Origin of the sequence: Microbacterium sp. UBA837 (assembly GCF_002296025.1) — a bacterium.
Classification (GTDB): domain Bacteria; phylum Actinomycetota; class Actinomycetes; order Actinomycetales; family Microbacteriaceae; genus Microbacterium.
In genome coordinates this window covers 14,974-33,887 of the sequence record NZ_DBHD01000210.1, presented here as the reverse complement: position 1 = coordinate 33,887, position 18,914 = coordinate 14,974, and the positions used below count along the sequence as shown (strand labels likewise).

19 protein-coding genes are annotated in these 18,914 nt (G+C 67.5%); 9 read left to right on the top strand and 10 right to left on the bottom strand.

Annotation, left to right across the window (positions count from 1 at the left end):
• Positions 1 to 588: ComF family protein (locus tag B3587_RS15245; protein WP_292730209.1), on the top strand; the 588-nt coding region annotated here is incomplete at its 5' end.
• Between the two features lie 186 nt (positions 589 to 774).
• Positions 775 to 1,431 (top strand): ribosome hibernation-promoting factor, HPF/YfiA family, encoded by a 657-nt coding sequence (hpf, locus tag B3587_RS15240; protein ID WP_228177588.1) that lies wholly within the window; start codon positions 775 to 777, stop codon positions 1,429 to 1,431.
• Between the two features lie 68 nt (positions 1,432 to 1,499).
• Here hpf and B3587_RS15235 read toward each other — a convergent pair whose 3' ends face one another.
• Genes B3587_RS15235 through B3587_RS15220 form a run of 4 tightly spaced genes read right to left on the bottom strand, consistent with a single transcriptional unit; the run spans position 1,500 to position 5,760 of the window.
• Positions 1,500 to 2,855 (bottom strand): hypothetical protein, encoded by a 1,356-nt coding sequence (locus tag B3587_RS15235; RefSeq protein WP_292730206.1) that lies wholly within the window; start codon positions 2,853 to 2,855, stop codon positions 1,500 to 1,502.
• 42 nt (positions 2,856 to 2,897) lie between these two features.
• The gene (locus B3587_RS15230) at positions 2,898 to 4,109 is read right to left on the bottom strand and encodes an ABC transporter permease (protein ID WP_292730204.1); all 1,212 of its coding nucleotides are present in this window, start codon (positions 4,107 to 4,109) and stop codon (positions 2,898 to 2,900) included.
• On the bottom strand, positions 4,106 to 4,834 hold the full coding sequence (locus B3587_RS15225; RefSeq protein ID WP_292730201.1) for an ABC transporter ATP-binding protein: 729 nt from the start codon (positions 4,832 to 4,834) through the stop codon (positions 4,106 to 4,108). The genes B3587_RS15230 and B3587_RS15225 overlap by 4 nt, the downstream gene beginning before the upstream one ends.
• Complete coding sequence (locus B3587_RS15220) at positions 4,831 to 5,760, bottom strand: efflux RND transporter periplasmic adaptor subunit (protein ID WP_292730198.1); 930 nt, start codon at positions 5,758 to 5,760, stop codon at positions 4,831 to 4,833. The genes B3587_RS15225 and B3587_RS15220 overlap by 4 nt, the downstream gene beginning before the upstream one ends.
• Before the next feature lie 305 nt (positions 5,761 to 6,065).
• Here B3587_RS15220 and secA point away from each other — a divergent pair, with 305 nt between their 5' ends.
• Both secA and B3587_RS15210 read left to right on the top strand, forming a co-directional pair.
• Complete coding sequence (gene secA / locus B3587_RS15215) at positions 6,066 to 8,882, top strand: preprotein translocase subunit SecA (protein ID WP_292730195.1); 2,817 nt, start codon at positions 6,066 to 6,068, stop codon at positions 8,880 to 8,882.
• Between the two features lie 70 nt (positions 8,883 to 8,952).
• A complete protein-coding gene (locus B3587_RS15210) occupies positions 8,953 to 10,179 on the top strand; it encodes a pyridoxal phosphate-dependent aminotransferase (protein ID WP_228177594.1) in 1,227 nt (408 codons plus the stop codon).
• Between the two features lie 24 nt (positions 10,180 to 10,203).
• On the opposite strand, the gene B3587_RS15205 is transcribed toward B3587_RS15210, so the two are convergent.
• Positions 10,204 to 10,644 carry an Rv3235 family protein gene (locus B3587_RS15205; RefSeq protein WP_228177595.1) on the bottom strand — a complete coding sequence of 147 codons (441 nt, stop codon included), beginning with the start codon at positions 10,642 to 10,644 and terminating at the stop codon, positions 10,204 to 10,206.
• A gap of 128 nt (positions 10,645 to 10,772) precedes the next feature.
• Between B3587_RS15205 and B3587_RS15200 the strand changes: the two genes are divergently transcribed.
• Complete coding sequence (locus B3587_RS15200; RefSeq protein ID WP_228177596.1) at positions 10,773 to 11,360, top strand: hypothetical protein; 588 nt, start codon at positions 10,773 to 10,775, stop codon at positions 11,358 to 11,360.
• Between the two features lie 19 nt (positions 11,361 to 11,379).
• On the opposite strand, the gene B3587_RS15195 is transcribed toward B3587_RS15200, so the two are convergent.
• On the bottom strand, positions 11,380 to 11,661 hold the full coding sequence (locus B3587_RS15195) for a helix-turn-helix domain-containing protein (protein ID WP_292730189.1): 282 nt from the start codon (positions 11,659 to 11,661) through the stop codon (positions 11,380 to 11,382).
• 98 nt (positions 11,662 to 11,759) lie between these two features.
• Between B3587_RS15195 and B3587_RS15190 the strand changes: the two genes are divergently transcribed.
• The 3 genes from B3587_RS15190 to B3587_RS15180 are packed head-to-tail and all read left to right on the top strand — an operon-like array spanning position 11,760 to position 15,072.
• Positions 11,760 to 12,383, top strand: coding sequence for an SAF domain-containing protein (locus tag B3587_RS15190; RefSeq protein ID WP_292730186.1), 624 nt, complete (start codon positions 11,760 to 11,762; stop codon positions 12,381 to 12,383).
• Positions 12,380 to 13,558: an AAA family ATPase gene (locus B3587_RS15185; protein WP_292730183.1), complete on the top strand. Its 1,179-nt coding sequence runs from the start codon at positions 12,380 to 12,382 to the stop codon at positions 13,556 to 13,558. Before B3587_RS15190 ends, B3587_RS15185 begins: the two co-directional genes overlap by 4 nt.
• Positions 13,559 to 13,593: 35 nt before the next feature.
• A complete protein-coding gene (locus tag B3587_RS15180) occupies positions 13,594 to 15,072 on the top strand; it encodes a sensor histidine kinase (protein ID WP_228177600.1) in 1,479 nt (492 codons plus the stop codon).
• 37 nt (positions 15,073 to 15,109) lie between these two features.
• On the opposite strand, the gene B3587_RS15175 is transcribed toward B3587_RS15180, so the two are convergent.
• Positions 15,110 to 15,358: a WhiB family transcriptional regulator gene (locus B3587_RS15175; RefSeq protein ID WP_019182239.1), complete on the bottom strand. Its 249-nt coding sequence runs from the start codon at positions 15,356 to 15,358 to the stop codon at positions 15,110 to 15,112.
• A gap of 218 nt (positions 15,359 to 15,576) precedes the next feature.
• On the opposite strand from B3587_RS15175, the gene B3587_RS15170 reads away from it, so the two are divergent.
• Complete coding sequence (locus B3587_RS15170; RefSeq protein WP_228177601.1) at positions 15,577 to 15,954, top strand: histidine kinase; 378 nt, start codon at positions 15,577 to 15,579, stop codon at positions 15,952 to 15,954.
• Here B3587_RS15170 and bcp read toward each other — a convergent pair.
• From bcp to aroA, 3 genes are all read right to left on the bottom strand, one after another.
• Positions 15,951 to 16,418, bottom strand: coding sequence for a thioredoxin-dependent thiol peroxidase (gene bcp, locus B3587_RS15165; protein ID WP_292730179.1), 468 nt, complete (start codon positions 16,416 to 16,418; stop codon positions 15,951 to 15,953). The two genes, B3587_RS15170 and bcp, sit on opposite strands and share 4 nt — an antisense overlap.
• Before the next feature lie 87 nt (positions 16,419 to 16,505).
• Positions 16,506 to 17,552: a ribosome small subunit-dependent GTPase A gene (gene rsgA / locus B3587_RS15160; RefSeq protein ID WP_228177603.1), complete on the bottom strand. Its 1,047-nt coding sequence runs from the start codon at positions 17,550 to 17,552 to the stop codon at positions 16,506 to 16,508.
• Positions 17,549 to 18,913, bottom strand: coding sequence for a 3-phosphoshikimate 1-carboxyvinyltransferase (gene aroA, locus B3587_RS15155; protein WP_292730176.1), 1,365 nt, complete (start codon positions 18,911 to 18,913; stop codon positions 17,549 to 17,551). The genes rsgA and aroA overlap by 4 nt, the downstream gene beginning before the upstream one ends.
• Position 18,914: the final 1 nt, after the last annotated feature.

The following is an 18,914-nucleotide window of genomic DNA, read 5'->3' as shown; positions in this document are numbered from 1 at the left end:
CTGGAGTTGCGCCGCAGCACCACGCGGTGCCGGATGGTGGGTGAGCTCACCGTGTTCAGCGCCGTCGCGTACGACGGTCCGGTGGTCGGGGTGATGCGCTCCCTCAAGGCCGAGGGGAGGACCCGACTCGTCCGCCCTCTGGGGGCTGCCCTGCGCACGACGCTCGAGCGGGCCGATCTCGTGCCCGGCGGGCTGGTTGCCGCACTCGCGACGGGAACTGTGATTCCTGTCGTGATCCCCTCGTCAGCTGCTGCGTTCCGTCGTCGCGGATACCGTGTCGTCGACCTCATTGCCAGGCAGGCCGGCATGCGGTGCGTTCCGGTCCTGCGCAGTGTCGGTGCCGGCGTGGATCAACGGGCGCTTGGCCGGGCGGCGCGGGAAAGCAATACCGAGGGCATGTTCGCCGTGCGATTCGTGCCCGGTCGCCCCGTGCTGTTGATCGACGACGTTGTCACGACCGGCGCGACGCTTCGAGCGGCAGCCGAGGCGCTGCGCGAGGCGGGAGTCGCGGTTCTCGGGGCGGTGACCGTCGCGTCCACGCCGCTGCGATGGTCGTCCGGCCAGGGGCGCTCACCACGCGAACAATAGACTTCATCGGCTCGCGCCGAGCCGCCGAGGACCGGGCAAAAGTCAGTCTACCGGGGTTATGGCGGAGGATACTGACACGGCGGAAATCGTGCGTGACAGGCAGATGGCCAGGGTCTAACGTGGGGGTAACAAGGCGACTGATGGTCCGCCCTTGGAACCGGGCGGACCGGAAACAAGGAGGTCAAGATGGACACGAACATCGCCGGCGTGGGAGTCGGTATCACCGATCGCTTCCGCTCGGTCGTCGAAGAGAAACTCGTCCGGATCGAACACCTCGCACCCCGTGCGCAGCGCATCGATGTCAAGGTCACTCATCGCACTTACCGCACGGGCCGGGTCGAAGACCACACTGTCGAGCTCACGCTCACCGGCAAAGGTCCGCTGGTGCGGGCTGAGGCGACCGATGCCGACAAGTTCACAGCGCTCGATATGGCTGTCGACAAGCTGTGCGAGCAGTTGCGACGCGCCAAAGACAAGAGGGTCGATGCCCGAAACCACCCCCGCAAGGCGATGTTCGACAAGGAACGCGGCGAGCTCGACGGGATCGACATCCAGCCCGCATCGGCAGATGTCCTCCGGCGCGTCGCGACCGGCGAGGTGCCGATCGTCGACGGTGAGGACGACGAGGCATACACGCCAGTCGTCATCCGCACGAAGGAATTCGAGGCGGAGTGGATGACGGTCGAGGAGGCTGTCGACCGGATGGAACTGGTCGGACACGACTTCTTCTTGTTCATCAACGCCGCAACCGATCACCCGAGCGTGGTGTACCGCCGCAAAGGCTGGGACTACGGTGTGATCTCCCTCACCACCGAGGCAAGCCCGGCGGCCCTCGTGAGCTGAGTGCCCGCGGCACTGCCGCAAGATCGGAGACGGATGCCGCGAGCCGTAGAGCTTGCGGCATCCGTCTCTCAGTCGAAGATCCCGTCCAGGATGCTGCCGATGACAAGGCCCCCGAGGATTCCGCCCACGAGGTCCGAACCGCCGCCGGTCCGGCGCCCGAAGCCCTCCATCGGGCCGCCCCACTGCGGATGCGGACCGGCCGAGGGACGGGATGCGTCGATGTCGCGCTGGGCATACCGCAGCGCATCGCCTGCCAGCTGGGCGGAGCGGCGGGCGAACTCCATGGCTTGATCGCGATCGTCCTCGGGGATGGTGGGGACGGTCGCGGCAGCGCCTCCGACGACGCGGTCCAGGTCCGCCCGGACGCGCTCGGCTTCGGCAAGGCGCGTGCGCGCGTCGGCACCGATCCAGCCGCGGTGGCCCGCGATGACATCTCGGGCCACCGCGAGCTGGCGGTCGGCGTCATCGATCGCGTTTCGCACATGACCGAGCTCCGGGATCGGGCGGGCAGCTCGTTCTAGCGCCGCAGCGACTGCCGCGTCCAGCGCTGCGTTGGCTTCCCGCATCCGAGTCAGGTGCTCGAAGGGGTCGGTGTTCACGCCCGCGGCAGGGAGGGCGGCGAGCGCCGTCTGCAGGGCCGACATCGCCTCGATGACCGCGGGGACCTGCGGCGCGGTGCGCGCAGCGATCAGATCCCCGCGCGAGTCCTCGACGATAGCGCCGAGTGTCGCCTCGGCTCGGAGGGCTTCGACTTCGAAGGTCTCGACTGCGTCCACCAGGGTTTCGGCGCGTCGGGCAGCCTCGGTGGCAGCTTCCATCGCGAGGTTCGCCTGCTCCCGTTGTCCGGCTTCCCGTCGACGCTCGGCGACTCCCGCGCTGTGCTCAGCGAAGCTCAGGAGCTGTTCGGCTTCGGCGGGGTTCGCGGCGACACCCTCCAGCGCGCTCGGCGCGTACCTCGTGGCAAGCCGTGCCACGGTCTCACGTGCGTGCGGAATGCGTTCCCGGACGCGGGCAGCGTCAGCGCGGACCCGGGCGATGATCTCGGGCGCCCGACGTGCCCGCTCGATCGGTTCGGCAAGAGCCGCCATCCGATCTTCGAGGAGATCTTCTGCCCACTCGCACAGCTGGACGATGCGGGTGTTTCGAGTGCGGAGTTCGTCGGCGGTATCGGGTATCTCGTCGTGGTTGAGCTGGTGCAGGTGGAAGGCCTCCTGCATGTGGGTTCGCACCGAGTCGAGCGCGGCGCGCAGGTCGCCGACCGCGTTCGGTCCGAGTTCGGCTTCGGCGAACGAGACCTCGTCGACGGCGAGTCGGATGTGTTCGTCTGCCGCAACGAGCGAGCTCTGCGCGCGGCGAGCGAGGTCGGCATCCTGTTGCGCCGTCTCGGCCTGTTCACGCTTGCGTCGTCCCCAAAAGCCGGCCATGCCTCGATCCTAGAATCGCGCAGCCGTGTTCGGGCTGAGTGGTCAGACGCGCAGGGTGTCTATGACGCGTGAGCGCACCGCCACCAGTGCGGGAAGGAATCCCGCCAGCGCGCCGATGACGACAGATGCGATCAGCCCTGTTATCGCCGCCCGCACGGGGAAGGGCGGCACATCCTGCAGGGCGCCGAACATGGTCAGCACCATCGGCGTGCGCATGACGGCGACGGCCAGCACGATTCCGACGACACCGGCAACGGCGGTTGCAACGACGCTCTCGAGGAGGACCGCCGTGAAGATCCGGCCCGCGGTTGCCCCGAAGCTGCGGCGCACGCCGATCTCGCGGATGCGCTGGCGCATGGCCACCAGCTGTATGTTGACCAGCCCCAACCCGCCGAGCACCAGGATCAGCACGGCTATCGAACCGGTCACGAGCTCGAACATCGCCGCGGACGCCTGCGCATCGGGACGCGATCCCCAGTCGGTGCGCGAGACCGATACCTGCACCGCCTCCCCGGCCGCGGCGCGGACATCCGATGCCAGCAACGCACCGACCGTCGGCACGATCTCTTCGGGAACCCAGAGCTCCCACGTGACCCCGGTCTCGGCGGGCAGCGAGTCCACACGATCCCGGTATCCGTCGTACAGCATCCAGATCTGCTTATTCGAGTCCCAGTCGCCCTCACGGGGCGTGACGCCAATGATGGGGAAGGTGCCTCCCGCGCCGCCGATCACCTCCATCGTCGGATGCGTTGCCAACGGCGGTGCTCCCAGAGCCGTCCACAGGGGGTAGCTGATGACGACCGGCGGCGCCAGCAGCCCCTCGTCACCGGGCACGAACCAGCGGCCCTCGGCAACTGTCGATCGATGGATGACGGGGTACGCGGGATCCACCAGCATCGTTGTGACGGGCCTGACCCACTCCGGCGTCTGTACCTGCAGGGTCACGGATGCCGCAAGTCGCGAGACGTAGGACAGCTCGAAGCGGGCGGCGGCGCCCGAGACGTCCTCGTCGAAGCTGTCCCAGTCCATGGGCGCTCCGTCGGTGGCCGATGCCGACACCGATATCGTGGCGACGCGCCCGCCGTAGCGGTCGGATTGCTCGGCTGCCGCCTGACGCTGATACTCGCCGAGTGCGACGACCGCGGTGAGGGCGGCAACCGAGACGGCGATACCGATCAAGCTCAGCAGGACCCGCAGCTTGTGATGGCGAAGTTCCGCCCACGCCTCCAGGAGCGCGCCGATGAACCCGCTCATGCCGAGACCGCCCCGAGCGCGGTGTCAGCGAACGCCCGGTCAAGGTCCACGGGGGAGAGCACACCATCGGCCAGTCGCAGATGCCGCCGCGCACGAGCCGCCACATGAAGATCGTGAGTGATCGTCACCAGGGCAGCGGCGCTCTCGGTGGCAATGTCGTCGAGTAACGCCATCACTGCGGCGCCGGTTTCGACATCCAGAGCCCCCGTCGGTTCGTCGGCGAGGATAAGCGCCGGGCGGCGTACGAGGGCTCGCGCGATGGCGACGCGCTGTTGCTCGCCGCCCGACAGTCTCTCGGGCGGCGTGTCCAACCGGTGGGCCAAGCCCACACGGTCGAGCATCGCGCGGGCAAGCTCCCGGCGGCGCCAGAACTGCTTGCCACTCGCGTACCCGAGGGGCATCTCGACGTTCTCGAGCGCCGTGCGCCCGGCAAGCAGGTGGAACTGCTGAAAGACGAAGCCGACGTCGCGCCCCTGCATCCGGTCGAGGCGCCCACGCCGGATGCCGGCGACCGGCGTGCCTCGAAACTCTGCGGTTCCCGAGGTCGGCAGATCGAGGAGGCCCAGGATGTTCAGCAGCGTGGACTTGCCCGAGCCGCTGCGGCCGACGATCGCGACGTGGTCTCCTGCCGACACCGCAAGGTCGACACCGCGCAGGATGTCGAGCGTCGACTCGTCGGGGAGTGTGACCTGCTTGGTCACACCCTCGAGCCTGACAAGGCTCACCAGCTCCACCCCGGGTCCTCGCAGAACTGACCACCCATCCCGTCGTCGTAGCAGACCGGTTCGTTCGGGGCCGCGAGGCCGGGGACGAACTGCCGCACCTGCTCGCCGTCGGTCAGTCCGGAGACGACCTCCACGACGGTGCCGTCGCTGACTCCGAGTCCGACTTCCCGCTCTTCGAGGGGGGCGCCGGTGCCGGCATCCACCCACACCAGCCCGGTGCCTGCTCCACCGCGCACTGCAGTGACCGGAACCACCAGGGCATCATCGACAGTCGCTACCCGGATGGACAGCTCGGTCCGAAGGCCTGCGAACACTGTCTGGTCGGTCGGGACGGCGCACGTGATGCTGGTCGTGCCGTCTTCGGACACCTGCACCGATAGGCCCGTGCATGAGAAGGGCGCGGGGCCGCCCTGGATTGTGACTTCGCCCTCGGTCGGGGCATTCAGCAGTCGATACAGCTGCACCGGCTCGATGGTGCTCTGCACGTGATACCGGGTGGGGCTGAGCGTCGCGATTTCGCCTCCGATGCTCGTCGGCTGTCCTTTCACCACGGCCACGGCGGTCACCTCGCCGGCCTCCGGGGCCAGCACATCGATCGTCTTGGCGGGATAGGACTGCTTGATCGTCATCAAGACCTGACCGGCTGCGACCGACTGTCCCGGTGCAACCTTGACCTCGCTGACGGCTCCGTCGACCTCGGAACGCACCGTCACGGCGTCGTCGCGCGCGATCGTTCCTTCGAGGGTCAGTTCGTCGATCACGCTCTGGCGGACGACGGGCACAACCGGCTCGGTGATCTGCCCACCCGGATCTGCCGAGGCCGTCGCCGTATCGGGGAAGAACGCCATCTTCACGAGTGCGGCGGCGAGAGCCCCGAACACGATAACGAAGAGGATGGGAAATACCCACCGACGCCACACAGCCATAGACATACGCCTTCCATTCGCGACGAAGCGTTCCCCCGATGAGCGCGGATGGCTTCGTGTGATCCTCCGCGTGCAACCTATCCCGCGCCTGCGGGCACGGCCAACACTGTCGATGACATTTCAGGGTCTTCCCCGAGAGACTCAGGGTGCGCGTTTGCTGGGGCGGGAAAGCGGGGACGCTTCCGCTGGGAGCGGACCCAGCGCACGCCAAGGTCACGGCCCGGTAACATGAGTCGGTATGTCCGCGCGCGGTTCGCGCCGGGTCGGCACCCCGGGTGCCGCCGTTGACAGATGGAGAGCTTTCCGTGGCCAATCCTCTCGAGAAACTCCTGCGTGCCGGTGAAGGTCGGCTCCTGCGGCGCTTGCAGCAGGTTGCGAAGGCGGTCAACGCCCTCGAGGACGAGTACTCGCAGCTGACTGACGACGAGCTGCGGGACGAGACCGCGGAGTTTCGCACCCGCTACGAGGCTGGCGAGACGCTCGACAAGCTGATGCCCGAGGCCTTCGCCGCCGTGCGGGAGGCCGCCAAGCGGACGATCGGTCAGCGGCACTACGACGTGCAGCTGATGGGCGGCGCTGCCCTGCACCTCGGCAACATCGCGGAGATGAAGACCGGTGAGGGCAAGACGCTGGTGGCGACACTTCCGGCGTACTTGAACGCGATCGCGGGCAAGGGCGTGCACGTGATTACCGTCAACGACTTCCTCGCGAGCTATCAGGCCGACCTCATGGGGCGTGTGTACCGGGCGCTGGGGATGACGACCGGCACGATCGTGTCGGGACAGACCCCCGAGGTGCGCCGGGAGCAGTACCTCGCAGACATCACCTACGGCACGAACAACGAGTTCGGTTTCGACTACCTTCGCGACAACATGGCGTGGCGCCGGGAGGACCTCGTCCAGCGCGGACACTTCTTCGCGATCGTCGACGAGGTTGACTCGATCCTCATCGATGAGGCCCGCACACCCCTGATCATCTCGGGCCCCTCCGCGGGAGAAGCGAACCGGTGGTTCGCCGAGTTCGCGAAGATCGCTCGCACTCTCGAGCCGGGAATCGACTACGAGGTCGACGAGAAGAAGCGCACGATCGGCGTGCTCGAGCCGGGTATCGAGAAGGTCGAAGACTATCTCGGGATCGACAACCTCTACGAGTCAGTCAACACTCCGCTGATCTCGTTCCTGAACAACTCGATCAAGGCGCTCGCCCTGTTCAAGCGCGACACCGACTACGTCGTCATGAACGACGAGGTGATGATCGTCGACGAGCACACGGGCCGAATCCTGGTGGGCCGCCGCTACAACGAAGGCATCCACCAAGCGATCGAGGCGAAGGAAGGTGTCCCGGTCAAGGCCGAGAACCAGACTCTCGCGACAGTGACGTTGCAGAACTACTTCCGCCTCTACGACAAGCTCTCGGGCATGACCGGCACCGCCGAGACCGAGGCTGCCGAGTTCATGTCGACCTACCAGCTGGGAGTCGTCGCGATCCCGACGAACAAGCCGATGATCCGCAAGGATCAGTCCGACCTCGTCTACAAGAACGAGCCTGCGAAGTTCGCTCAGGTCGTCGAAGACATCGCGAAGCGCCACGAGTCGGGGCAGCCGGTGCTCGTCGGCACCGTCTCGGTGGAAAAGAGCGAATACCTGTCGCGTCTGCTCGCGAAGAAGGGCATCAAACACGAGGTTCTCAACGCGAAGAACCACGCTCGCGAGGCCGAGATCGTGGCGCGCGCCGGGCGACTGGGCGCAGTCACGGTTGCGACGAACATGGCCGGGCGCGGAACCGACATCATGCTGGGCGGGAACGCCGAGTTCCTCGCGGTTCAGGAGATGAAGGCCAAGGGGCTCGACCCGGTGGAGACACCGGACGAGTACGAGGCCGAGTGGGATGCCGTCTACCAGTCCACCCGCGACCACGTTTCCGAAGAGGCCGAGAAGGTTGTGGCAGCCGGCGGTCTATACGTGCTCGGTACGGAGCGGCACGAGTCGCGCCGCATCGACAACCAGCTGCGGGGTCGGTCGGGACGTCAGGGCGACCCGGGAGAGAGCCGGTTCTACCTGTCGCTGACCGATGACCTCATGCGCCTGTTCCAGTCAGGGGCTGCCGAGGCAATCCTCTCGCGCACCAACTTCCCCGACGACGTCGCCATCGAATCGGGCATGGTTTCGCGGGCGATCAAGAGCGCGCAATCGCAGGTGGAGGCGCGTAACGCCGAGCTGCGCAAGAACGTGCTGAAGTACGACGATGTCCTGAACCGGCAGCGCGAAGCGATCTACTCGGATCGCCGCCACATCCTCGAGGGGGATGACATCGCCGACCGCGTCCAGCACTTCATCGAGGACGCCATCAGCACGCTGATCGACGATCACACGGGTACCGGTCACACCGAGAGCTGGGACTTCGACGCGCTGTGGACCGAACTCAAGACGCTATATCCGGTCTCTCTCACAATCGACGAGGTCGTCGCCGAGTCCGGAAGCAAGGGCAAGGTCACCCCCGAGGTACTGAAGCGCGAGATCATTTCGGATGCACGCATCGCCTACCAGAAGCGCGAAGAAAGCCTCGGCGAAGCTGCCATGCGCGAGCTTGAGCGGCGGGTCGTGCTTCAGGTCGTCGACCGCCGCTGGCGAGACCACCTCTACGAGATGGATTACCTGAAGGACGGCATCGGCCTGCGCGCGATGGCGCAGCGTGATCCGCTCATCGAGTACCAGCGCGAGGGCTATCAGATGTTCCAGCAGATGATGGGCCAGATCAAGGAAGAGTCAGTCGGGTACCTCTACAACCTCGAGGTCGAGGTCCGCCGCGCGGACGGAGAGAACGCCGCCGAGGTCGAGGCCAAGGGTCTGTCGATCGCGCCCGTGGAGGGACAGCGTCTGCAGTACTCCGCGGCCAATGACGCCGGTGAAGTCGAGGTGCGAAACGAACGCGGCCAGGTGCAGCAGGCGGCCACCAGCCGGGCCCGCCAGGCCGCGGCATCCGCGCCCGCAGCGCCCGTCGCGCCGACGCCCCCCGCTGTGCGCGGCGCGTTCGGCCAGCGCACCGACGGTGAAGCGCCGGCGCCGGCTGCCCAGCAGCCGCTGAACCGCGCCCAGCGGCGCGCTGCCGACAAGAAGAAGTAAGCGCAGAACGCGAGACCCGCGATCCACGCGCGGTCAGGTGGCCCGGTGGGTGCGGCATTATCCTGAACGGATGACCCACCCCCGGCCGCTCGACCAGTCGAGCAAACTCAAGCACGTCCTCTACGAGATCCGGGGGCAGGCCCTCGTCGAGGCCGATCGTCTGGAGGCCGAGGGACACCGGATCCTCAAGCTGAACACGGGGAACCCGGCAGCTTTCGGCTTCGAGGCTCCGTTCCAGATCGTGCGGGACATGATCGAGGCGGTACCCGAAGCCCACGGGTACAGCGACAGCCGCGGCATCAAGTCTGCTCGGCTCGCCGTCGTCTACCGATACGAGCAGGTTCCCGGATTCCCGGCGCTCGACCCCGATGACGTGTACCTCGGTAACGGGGTCTCCGAGCTCATCACGATGACGATGCAGGCCCTCCTGGACGAGGGCGACGAGGTGTTGATCCCCGCACCCGACTACCCGCTGTGGACGGCGATGACGAGCCTGGGGGGTGGGACGCCCGTTCACTACCTGTGCGACGAGCAGAACGGTTGGCAGCCCGACATCGAAGACATCCGCTCGAAGATCACCGAGCGCACCAAAGCGATCGTCGTCATCAACCCCAACAACCCGACCGGTGCCGTCTACACCCGCGAAGTCCTCGATCAGATCGCCGACATCGCCCGCGAACACTCGCTTCTGGTCCTTGCTGACGAGATCTACGACCGCATCCTCTTCGACGATGCGAGACACATCCCGATGGCCGCCGTTGCGCCGGATCTGCTGGTGCTGACCTTCAACGGGCTCTCGAAGACCTATCGAGTCGCCGGCTATCGCTCGGGGTGGCTCGCGATCACGGGGCCGAAGGATCACGCAGCCGGCTTCCTGGAGGGAATCACCCTGCTGGCCTCGACGCGGCTGTGTCCCAATGTTCCGGCGCAGTACGCCGTGCAGGCTGCGCTGTCGGGAGTCCAGTCGATCGACGCGCTGATCGCTCCCACGGGGCGGTTGCATGAGCAGCGGGATGCCGCCTGGGAGGCGCTGGAGTCGATCCCCGGGGTGAGCTGCGTCAAGCCGGAGGGCGCGCTGTACGCCTTCCCGCGCTTCGATCCGAACGTGTACGACATCCGGGATGATGCGAAGCTCGTGTACGACTTCCTTGTCGCCGAGAAGGTGCTGCTCGTGCAGGGGACGGGATTCAACTGGCCGACCCCGGACCACGTGAGGATCGTGACGCTTCCTGAATCCCGAGTGCTGACTGAGGCTATCGAGCGGCTCGGCAACTTCCTGTCGTCGTACCGGCAGTAAGGCGGCGCGCCGTCCGCGGCGTTGTCAGAGCAGGGCGAGAGAGGTGGTGCGCCACCGACCGTCCATGCCCTCCAACCGCAGGGCCACAGCACGGGTGCGCGCCGGACCGCGGACGATGACCACGCCCTCGACGATGCCGTCGGCGGGGGAGGAGTGGCGTACGGAAACGATCTGATGCACGGGACGCTTCGCTGGGATGCCGCGGGCGCTTCGTGCGCGGGCGGCGAGGTTGGCCCGGGTGACGAGCTTCCGATACGCATCCTCGGTCAGCCACCTGGCGAGTTGGTCAACCTCGCGGACACCCGCGAAGATCTCCAGGACCCCACGAGAGATGTTGCGCAGGAAGGTCTCGGGATCGGGGAGGTCGGCGGTGCTCGTGCGCTGTGGCGCGAAGTACTGGTTCAGCTCGGCCGCTTCGTCTGCCGCGCGGTAAGCGCGTGCGAAGCTCGATTGCGTCGTCGCCATGAGATCTCACTCTCGACCGGTAACAGGATGTCGAGAAGTAGAGCACACGGCAGGGGGCTCGGTGGGGGCCGGGATCCCGCTGTGGACAGTTTCTCATCGACTCCTCATCTACGACGTACGCTCGCCCCGTGCGATGGGACCGGCTGTTCGATGACCTCGAAGCTCAGGCGTCAGCCGAGTGGGAAGCCGAGCGTGCGGCCCTCGCCTCCGAGTCCGAGCGGGTGCGCCTGTCGCGCGTGTCGCTGAGGGACCGGCTGCTCGTGCTGCGAGACGCTCAGGCCCAGGTGCGGGTGCAGTTGAGCGGCGGCGCCGGCGTCGAAGGGCGAATCGTTGCCGTGGGTGCTGATTGGTTGGCGGTCGACCGAGGACCGTCCTCCGTCAGCATCGTTCCGCTCGGTGGGCTCACGGGGCTACGGATGGCGCACGCCGACCTTCTGCACAGCGCTTCGGGACGTGTGGGGCAAGCCCTCCGCGAGCGGATGGATCTCGGTTTCGTGCTGCGCGACCTCGCACGCCGGCGGGTTCCCGTTCTTGTCGAACTGGTCGCGGACGACGCGCTGACCGGAACCGTCGATCGAGCCGGCGCGGATCACTTCGACCTTGCCATTCACGACCTCGACGTTCCGCGGCATCCGTCGGCGGTGACCGGATTTCGGATGGTTCCGTTCGGCGCCCTCGCGCAGCTGGTCGTGGCGGCCGGAGACGCGGGGCTCTGACCCGCGGAAGCCTCCCGGATCAGTCTGGGTTGCGAATGGCCCCGGTGCCCCACAGTTCCGGGAAGCTCGCGGTCTGCGACTGGTGCCACAGCGCCATGCGTCGGGTCTGTTCGACCTGGTCGTCGAGGTAGGACTCGACACTCATCTCGTCGATGCGCCACTGCCCGCTTTCGCCGACACGCATCCCGCGGAGCTGCCCGGCCAGGACCAGGGTCATCACGTCCTCGACCTCGATCGCGAGCACTTCGGCGACCTGCGATGGCGTCAACAGGCGCGCGTCGGCGGCGGGAGGCTGGGGCATGTCCCCATTATGACGCCGGGTTCTGACAGGGCGGCGCAGCGGCGCCCGCTGTGGATAAGCGCGGCAGCGATTCACGAGTCTCGGCGACCATGGTTCGCATGTCCTCCCGCTCTCATACCTCCCGGCGCCCCGCGTGGGCAGACCTGCGGTTCCTGGTCGGCGTCGTTCTGGTTCTGGCTTCCGTCGGTGGTGTGTGGTTCATCGTGTCGTCGGCGCGCCAGACCGAACCCGTCTACGTAGCCGTCCGAGCGATAGTTCCCGGCGAGCCGGTAGCTGCAGCGGACCTTGCCGTCGTGGATGTCGCTCTGGGAGTCGCGTCGAACGCTTACCTCAGGGCTGACGACCTCGGGGAAGGGTTCGTTGCAGCGCGCACAGTCTCGGCTGGCGAACTCGTGCCCGCCGACGCTCTCGTGACCGACGACAGTACGCGATCCACGACGGTCGTCGTCCGCAGCGCAGCCGAGGTACCGGGTTCGGTCGTGGCCGGATCGACTGTCGAGTTGTGGGCAGCGCCGCGTCTTGATCAGTCACGCTTCGATACGCCACGCATTCTCGTGGCCGACGCGACGGTCGTCAGCGTCACCCGGGATGATTCACCCCTGGCCGGCGGAACGGCGGCGGTCGAACTGGTGATTCCCCGCGCCGATGTCGCTGCCGCGCTCGCTGCAATCGCCGACGGCTCCGCGCTCTCGGTCATCCCCTGGACCCCGGGGCAGCAATGAGAGCGCTGATCGCGCTGGACGAGCCACACGCGACGCGGCTGGCCGAAGAGCTCTCGCGGCTCGGATGGGACGCGCACGCAACGCCGGCCACGACACCCGGTCTCGCCGCCGCTCGCGGTGGTGTCCGGGGTGCCGAGGAGCTGGAGCTTCTCGTCGTCGCTGCGCGCCACGACACACTCACACGTGAGCTCGTGACCGCTTGCGATCGGGAGGGAATCCGGATCGCCCCCGTGGGGGACGGTGAGACACCGGCGCGCCTGGCTCAGGCGTTCGGGCTCGGCGTGCCGATGTCGCCACGGGCTTCCGGGCGCGAGCTCGTGCGTGCCCTCCGAGACCCGCTGCCCGTCGCGCCGGTTCCCCGGAACAGGCGCCGAGTCATCGCAGTATGGGGTGCGGCAGGGTCGCCCGGGCGATCGACGATAGCGATCGAGCTCGCGGTGGAGCTCGCCCGCGACCGCGATGTGGCGCTGATCGATGCCGACTCCCACGCGCCCTCGATAGCGCTGGCGCTCGGCCTGCCCGATGAAGGTCCGGGGTTCGCCGCCGCATGCCGACAGGTGAACCGTGGCGCCCTGGATGTCGCCGAACTGGACCGAATCGCGCTTCGGCTCGGGCGGGGGCCACAGGTTCTGGCCGGCATCAATCGGCCTTCGCGTTGGCCGGAGCTGCGCGAGGATCGCGTACGTGCCGCGCTCTCCATATGCCGCGAGTGGGTGGATGACACCGTGGTCGACGTGGCGGCGCCCCTGGACCGTGACGAAGAGATCGTGAGCGATCTCGCCGGTGGCAGGCGCAACGCCGCAACGATCGCCGCCCTCCAGGAAGCCGATCTCGTCGTCGCCGTGGCCGGTGCGGATCCCGTCGGTATCAGCCGTTTCGTTCGCGGCTACGCTCAGCTGCGCGAGACAGTGGGAGCGACACCGATCGCGGTGGTCGCCAACCGGCTGCGCCCGGGCTCCCTGGGCATCGACGCCCGCGGCCAGGTACGCCGAAGTCTCGACCGGTTCGCCGGCATCCGTGACGTGTGGTTCGTGCCGCAAGATCCGCGCTCGGCCGATGCTGCGCTCCTGGCCGCCCGTCCGATCGCGGACGTTGCCCGGAGATCGCCGATCGTGTCCGGCGTGCGGCGCTTCGTGAGCGAGGCGCTCGCCGTCGACACTCGCAAAGCTGCGTAGTTCGAGCATCCACGCTGGGGCTCTAGGCTGAAACGATGTCGACCCTCAGCGATCTCGTCTATGACCAGGGGCGTTCCACCGGCGCGGATGTCGAATGGCTCCACCGCCTGGCCGGGGACGGTCAGTTGCTGGCCGATCTCGCTTTCGCCGACATCGTCATCTGGGTTCCGACGGCAGATGACTCGTTCGTCGCTGTCGGCCACGCCCGGCCCAGCGGCGCCGCGACCCTGTTTTATCGGGACATCGTCGGAGACCCCGTCCGACCCCAGTGGCGGACCCAGATTCGCGAGGCGTTCTTCTCGGGAATGATCGTCGACTCGGCATCCCCTGACTGGTTCGAAGAGACCCCGACCCGGGTCCGCGCGGTACCGATCGTGCGAGGGTCCGGCTCCGGTCGCACCACGCTGGGAGTCCTGACGCGCCACACCAATCTTGGGGAGACACGCACTCCTTCGCGCCAGCAGATCACCTTCAACGAGTGCGCCGACGACCTGTTCGGAATGGTCGCCTCGGGCGACTTTCCGGATCTCAGCGCACCGACCGCTCCGCGTCGGGGCGCTCCGAGAGCCTCTGACGGACTCGTGCGCCTCGACGTCGATGGGACGGTGACCTTCGCGAGCCCCAACGCTCTCTCGGCCTTCAATCGCATGGGGTTCGAGGATGAGCTCGAAGGCGAATCCCTCGTCGAGGTGACCACGGAGATCCTTCCCGAGAAGCGCCAGTTCGACGAGTCGCTTCCCCTGGTCGTGACGGGGAGGGCACCCTGGCGTGCCGACATCGAGGCGCGTGGTGTGACGGTGAGCCTGCGGACGATCCCCCTGCGCGACCACGGGACCCGCATCGGGGCGATCGTGCTGTGCCGCGATGTCACCGAATTGCGACACCAGGAGCAAGAGCTCATCACCAAGGACGCGACGATTCGCGAGATCCACCACCGGGTCAAGAACAATCTGCAGACTGTCGCGTCGCTCCTTCGCATCCAGGCTCGCCGTTCGCACACCGAAGAGGCCCGAGAAGCGCTGACGCAGGCGATGCGACGCGTCTCGGCGATCGCCGTCGTGCACGACACCCTCTCAGAGGGACTCACTCAGCGCGTCGATTTCGACGATGTCTTCGATCGTGTTCTCAAACTCGTCGCCGAGGTGGCTGCTGCACCCACGACACGCGCGCGGACCCGGTCTGTGGGACGCTTCGGCACCCTCCCGAGCGAGTACGCCACGCCCCTGGCGCTGGCCCTCACCGAGCTGGTGACCAACGCTGTCGAGCACGGCCTCGCCGGGAAGGAAGGCGACGTCGAGATCGAGGCCGAGCGCGACCCCGAGCGGCTCCTGGTGCGTGTTCGTGACAACGGCGTCGGCCTGCCGGAGGGCCAAGTCGGCCGAGGGCTGGGCACGCAGATCGTTCGGACGCTCATCCAGGGAGAACTCGGCGGCACGATCGACTGGCACACGCTCGTCGGAAGCGGTACGGAAGTCACGATCGACATCCCGCTCCGCTACATCGCGCTGGACTGAGCACGGCCTCCGGTCTCAGGCCAGCGCGCCGAGTGGCTCAGCTGGCGCGGCGAGCCCGGGCAGCGCGGCGCTTGAGGGCGCGGCGCTCGTCTTCGGAGAGGCCACCCCACACGCCCGAGTCCTGACCGGACTCCAGCGCGTACTGCAGGCAGATTTCGGTGACGGTGCACCGGGCGCACACGGATTTCGCCTTCTCGATTTGGTCGACGGCTGGACCGGTGTTTCCTACCGGGAAGAACAGCTCGGGGTCGACAGTCAAGCAGGCGGCCTTGTCGCGCCAATCCATAGGGGGTGCTCCTTGATGGGGAATGAGCATCGGGCCACCGGGCGGTCGGATACTCTGTGAGGTGTACGAGAAGATGTCTCGTCCCACGACCTTGTGGGAGCACACGGCTTTACCCATCGTCCCACAGCCGTTCACCCGAATCAAGGGTTCATCCGTGAGGACGTTGCAAGAACGTTGTGTACGGGCCGAGAGTGGTCGGGAGGTCCATGGTGCGCTCGATGATTGCCGCTCGAGCAGCGGGCGTGATCGTGCTATTGGAAGGGGCGGGAATCGGCGCACTCGCCGTCTGGGAGATCGTCGCGGTCATCACCGGGGACACGGCGGCACTCGACAGCGCGATCGCCCTGATCGTGCTGACGCTGGCCGGGGCGGCGATCGTCGCGGTGTTCGGTGTCGCCACCTGGCGGGGACTGTCATGGGGTCGCTCGGGAGCGATCGTGGCACAACTGCTGATCCTCGCGGTGGCGCTGGGAGCCGCAACAGGCCAGTATGCGCATCCGGTCACCGGCGTTGCAATCGCGATCCCAGCCGTCATCGCCCTCGTCCTCTTGGTGATCGCCGTTCGCGGCGCGGCCCCGCCGGCGCGGGAAGACTAGAGACCGAGCAGACCGCGGATACGGGCTACGTGCCCCGTCGCCTTGACGTTGTAGAGCGCGTGCGTGATGACGCCCTTCTCGTCGAGGACGAAGGTCGAGCGCAGCACACCTTCTGTCGTCTTGCCGTACATCGTCTTCTCGCCCCACGCTCCGTAGGCCTCGTGCACGGAACGGTCGGGGTCGCTCAGTAGGTCGTACGGAAGCGCGTCGCGTTCGCGGAACGCCCGCAGCTTGGCGGGAGCGTCGCGCGAGATGCCGAGCACCACGTAACCGGCGGCGCGAAGCGGCTCGACACTGTCGCGGAAGTCGCAAGCCTCCGTCGTGCAGCCGGGTGTCATCGCCTGCGGGTAGAAGAAGAGGATGAGGCCCTGGCCGCGCAGGTCGTGAAGCGAGACATCACTCTCATCCTGGTTCAGGAGGGTGAAGTCGGGTGCAGCGGTGCCGGGTTCTAGACGCACTGTCATGAATCCACCCTAGAGCCGTGCGCCCGGCGCGGGCCACCATCAGCCGGTGCGGTTGCACGTGACATGGATGCTGCGGCGCGAGGCGTATCAGGGGCGGTCAGAGAACGTCGTGAGCAGACGCTGCAGTGAATCCAGCCGCGCTGCCGCCCCGGGCCCGAGGCGTCCCGCCGCCACAGCCTCTTCGATGGCGCAATCGGGCGCGTCGGGCAGGTGAGTGCACCCACGCGGACACTCGCGTGCGACCTCGGCAAGGTCGGTGAACGCCCGCAGGATATTGTCGGGATCGACGTGACCGAGCCCGAAGGAGCGCACGCCGGGGGTGTCGACCACCCATCCCGTGCCCGACGGTGCCTCGTAGCGCAGCGAGACCGTCGAACTCGACGTGTGTCGTCCCCGACCGGTGACCTCGTTGACATGTCCCGTCGCCCGCTCGGCGCTCGGGACCAGAGCGTTGACAAGGGTGGACTTACCCACGCCGGAGTGCCCGACGAACACTGTGCTGTGGCCGACGAGCGCGGCACCGATCCGCTCCAGGGGCATGTCAGAGCGCGCACTGGTGAAGACCTCGAGGTCGAGGCCCGCGAAGTGCGACAGAAACTCCTCTGGGTCCGAAAGGTCGGTCTTGGTGATGACCATCAGGGGGCGGATACCGGCATCCAGTGCTGCCACCAGGTAGCGGTCCACCAGCCGGGGGCGCGGCTCCGGGTCGGCGGCGGCGATCACGATGAGCATCTGATCGGCGTTGGCGACGATGACGCGCTCGACCTGATCGGTGTCGTCGGCGCTTCGGCGAAGGAGAGACGTGCGGGGTTCGATGCCCACGATCCTGCCGAGAGTTCCCTCGTCTCCCGAGGTGTCTCCCACAACCCGGACGCGGTCACCGGTGACGATCGCGGTGCGGTGAAGTTCGCGAGCGCGGGCGGCGGTAACCTGGCGTTCGGCGCCAGTGTCTTCGCCGACGAGCACGGTGTAGCGGCCGCGGTCCACCCCCAGGACCCGCGCGATCTCGGCATCCGCGTGGCTGGGGCGGCGCTTGGTGCGCGGCCGGTTGGCCTTGGGGTTCGGCCTGACGCGGATATCGCTCTCGTCCATGCCGAGTTCATCGTCATCATCGACGTCCCCGAGCCAGCTCACTCCGCGCCGTTCCCTTCGAGCATGGAGGTCCAGAGCTCGGGGAACTGCGGCATCGTCTTCGCTGTGGTCCCGATGTCGTCGACCACGACTCCGCCGACGGCGAGGCCGATCAGCGCGCCGGTCGTCGCAATACGGTGGTCATGGAACGCCTGCCACACCCCGCCGTGGAGCGGCTGAGGCAGGATTCGCAGGCCGTCCTCGAGCTCTTCTGCGGCTCCGCCGAGCGCCCGCAGGTTGCCGACGAGCGCAGCGATGCGGTCGGTCTCGTGGCCGCGAATGTGCCCGACTCCCGTGATTGTCGTCGGTTCCGGGGCGAATGCGGCCAGCCCCACGATCGTGGGTGTCAGCTCACTCGCCGCCGACAGGTCGATCTCGATGCCACGGATGCCGCGCCCCGCAGCGACGGTGAGGGCGCCACCGCGGCGCGTGACGCGGGCCCCCATTTCGTGCAGGATCGTGGCGAGCATGACGCCGGGCTGTGTCGAGTGCGCGGGCCACCCGGTGATCGTGACGCTCCCTCCGGTGACCATGGCAGCTGCCAGGAACGGAGCGGCGTTGGACAGGTCGGGTTCGATGGCCACCGTCTTTCCGCGCGGGGGCTGCGGGGGAACGATCCACTCGCGCGGCGAGGGCCGCTCCACATGCACGCCGCGGTTCGCGAGGCACTCGATGGTCATATCGATGTGCGGCATGCTCGGCAGGCGTGACCCCGAGTGAATGAGGTGGAGACCCGTGTCGAAACGGGGAGCTGCGAGCAGCATCCCGGAAACGAACTGGCTTGAGGCGCTCGCGTCGATGACGACTTCGCCGCCGCGGATGTGTCCGTGCCCCCGCACCTGGAAAGGGAGTGCCCAACGGCCCTCGTCGTCGACGTCGACGCCCACGTCACGAAGGGCCGTGATCATGGCTCCCATGGGCCGGTGCAGCGCGCTCTCATGCGCAGTCAGTGTGACATCGCCCTCGGCCAGCCCGGCAATGCCCGCGATGAACCTCATGACGGTGCCGGCCTGACCGCAGTCGACTGTCGCACCGCGAAGCCCCGAGGAGGACGCACCGACCGAGCCGGATCCGCTGGGAGGCGTGACGATCAGGTCGGGCCCGAAGGGGCTCTCGCCCTCCACGCTCTCGATCTGGATACCCAGCGCCGTGAGGGCCGCAACCATGCGGACGGAGTCGTCGGAGTGCAGCGGAGCGTGGAGCGTGCTCGGAGAATCGGCGATCGCCGAGAGGATCAATTCGCGGTTCGTGAGCGACTTGGATCCGGGAACTGCCAAACGGGCGGTGAGTGCTCCCGAGGCGCGCGGAGCCGACCAACCGGACTCTCCCAAGCCGGTCGGGGTGGAATATCTTTCGCCGCTCATC

What these genes read in the sequence shown, in the direction of transcription:
- hpf (WP_228177588.1), top strand. Translation starts at nt 775, where the DNA reads ATGGACACGAACATCGCCGGCGTGGGAGTCGGTATCACCGATCGCTTC.
- B3587_RS15180 (WP_228177600.1), top strand. Translation starts at nt 13,594, where the DNA reads ATGTCGACCCTCAGCGATCTCGTCTATGACCAGGGGCGTTCCACCGGC.
- B3587_RS15175 (WP_019182239.1), bottom strand. Translation starts at nt 15,358, where the DNA reads ATGGATTGGCGCGACAAGGCCGCCTGCTTGACTGTCGACCCCGAGCTG.
- B3587_RS15195 (WP_292730189.1), bottom strand. Translation starts at nt 11,661, where the DNA reads ATGCCCCAGCCTCCCGCCGCCGACGCGCGCCTGTTGACGCCATCGCAG.
- B3587_RS15220 (WP_292730198.1), bottom strand. Translation starts at nt 5,760, where the DNA reads ATGGCTGTGTGGCGTCGGTGGGTATTTCCCATCCTCTTCGTTATCGTG.
- B3587_RS15170 (WP_228177601.1), top strand. Translation starts at nt 15,577, where the DNA reads ATGATTGCCGCTCGAGCAGCGGGCGTGATCGTGCTATTGGAAGGGGCG.
- aroA (WP_292730176.1), bottom strand. Translation starts at nt 18,913, where the DNA reads ATGAGCGGCGAAAGATATTCCACCCCGACCGGCTTGGGAGAGTCCGGT.
- B3587_RS15235 (WP_292730206.1), bottom strand. Translation starts at nt 2,855, where the DNA reads ATGGCCGGCTTTTGGGGACGACGCAAGCGTGAACAGGCCGAGACGGCG.
- B3587_RS15210 (WP_228177594.1), top strand. Translation starts at nt 8,953, where the DNA reads ATGACCCACCCCCGGCCGCTCGACCAGTCGAGCAAACTCAAGCACGTC.
- B3587_RS15205 (WP_228177595.1), bottom strand. Translation starts at nt 10,644, where the DNA reads ATGGCGACGACGCAATCGAGCTTCGCACGCGCTTACCGCGCGGCAGAC.
- B3587_RS15185 (WP_292730183.1), top strand. Translation starts at nt 12,380, where the DNA reads ATGAGAGCGCTGATCGCGCTGGACGAGCCACACGCGACGCGGCTGGCC.
- B3587_RS15190 (WP_292730186.1), top strand. Translation starts at nt 11,760, where the DNA reads ATGTCCTCCCGCTCTCATACCTCCCGGCGCCCCGCGTGGGCAGACCTG.
- B3587_RS15230 (WP_292730204.1), bottom strand. Translation starts at nt 4,109, where the DNA reads ATGAGCGGGTTCATCGGCGCGCTCCTGGAGGCGTGGGCGGAACTTCGC.
- bcp (WP_292730179.1), bottom strand. Translation starts at nt 16,418, where the DNA reads ATGACAGTGCGTCTAGAACCCGGCACCGCTGCACCCGACTTCACCCTC.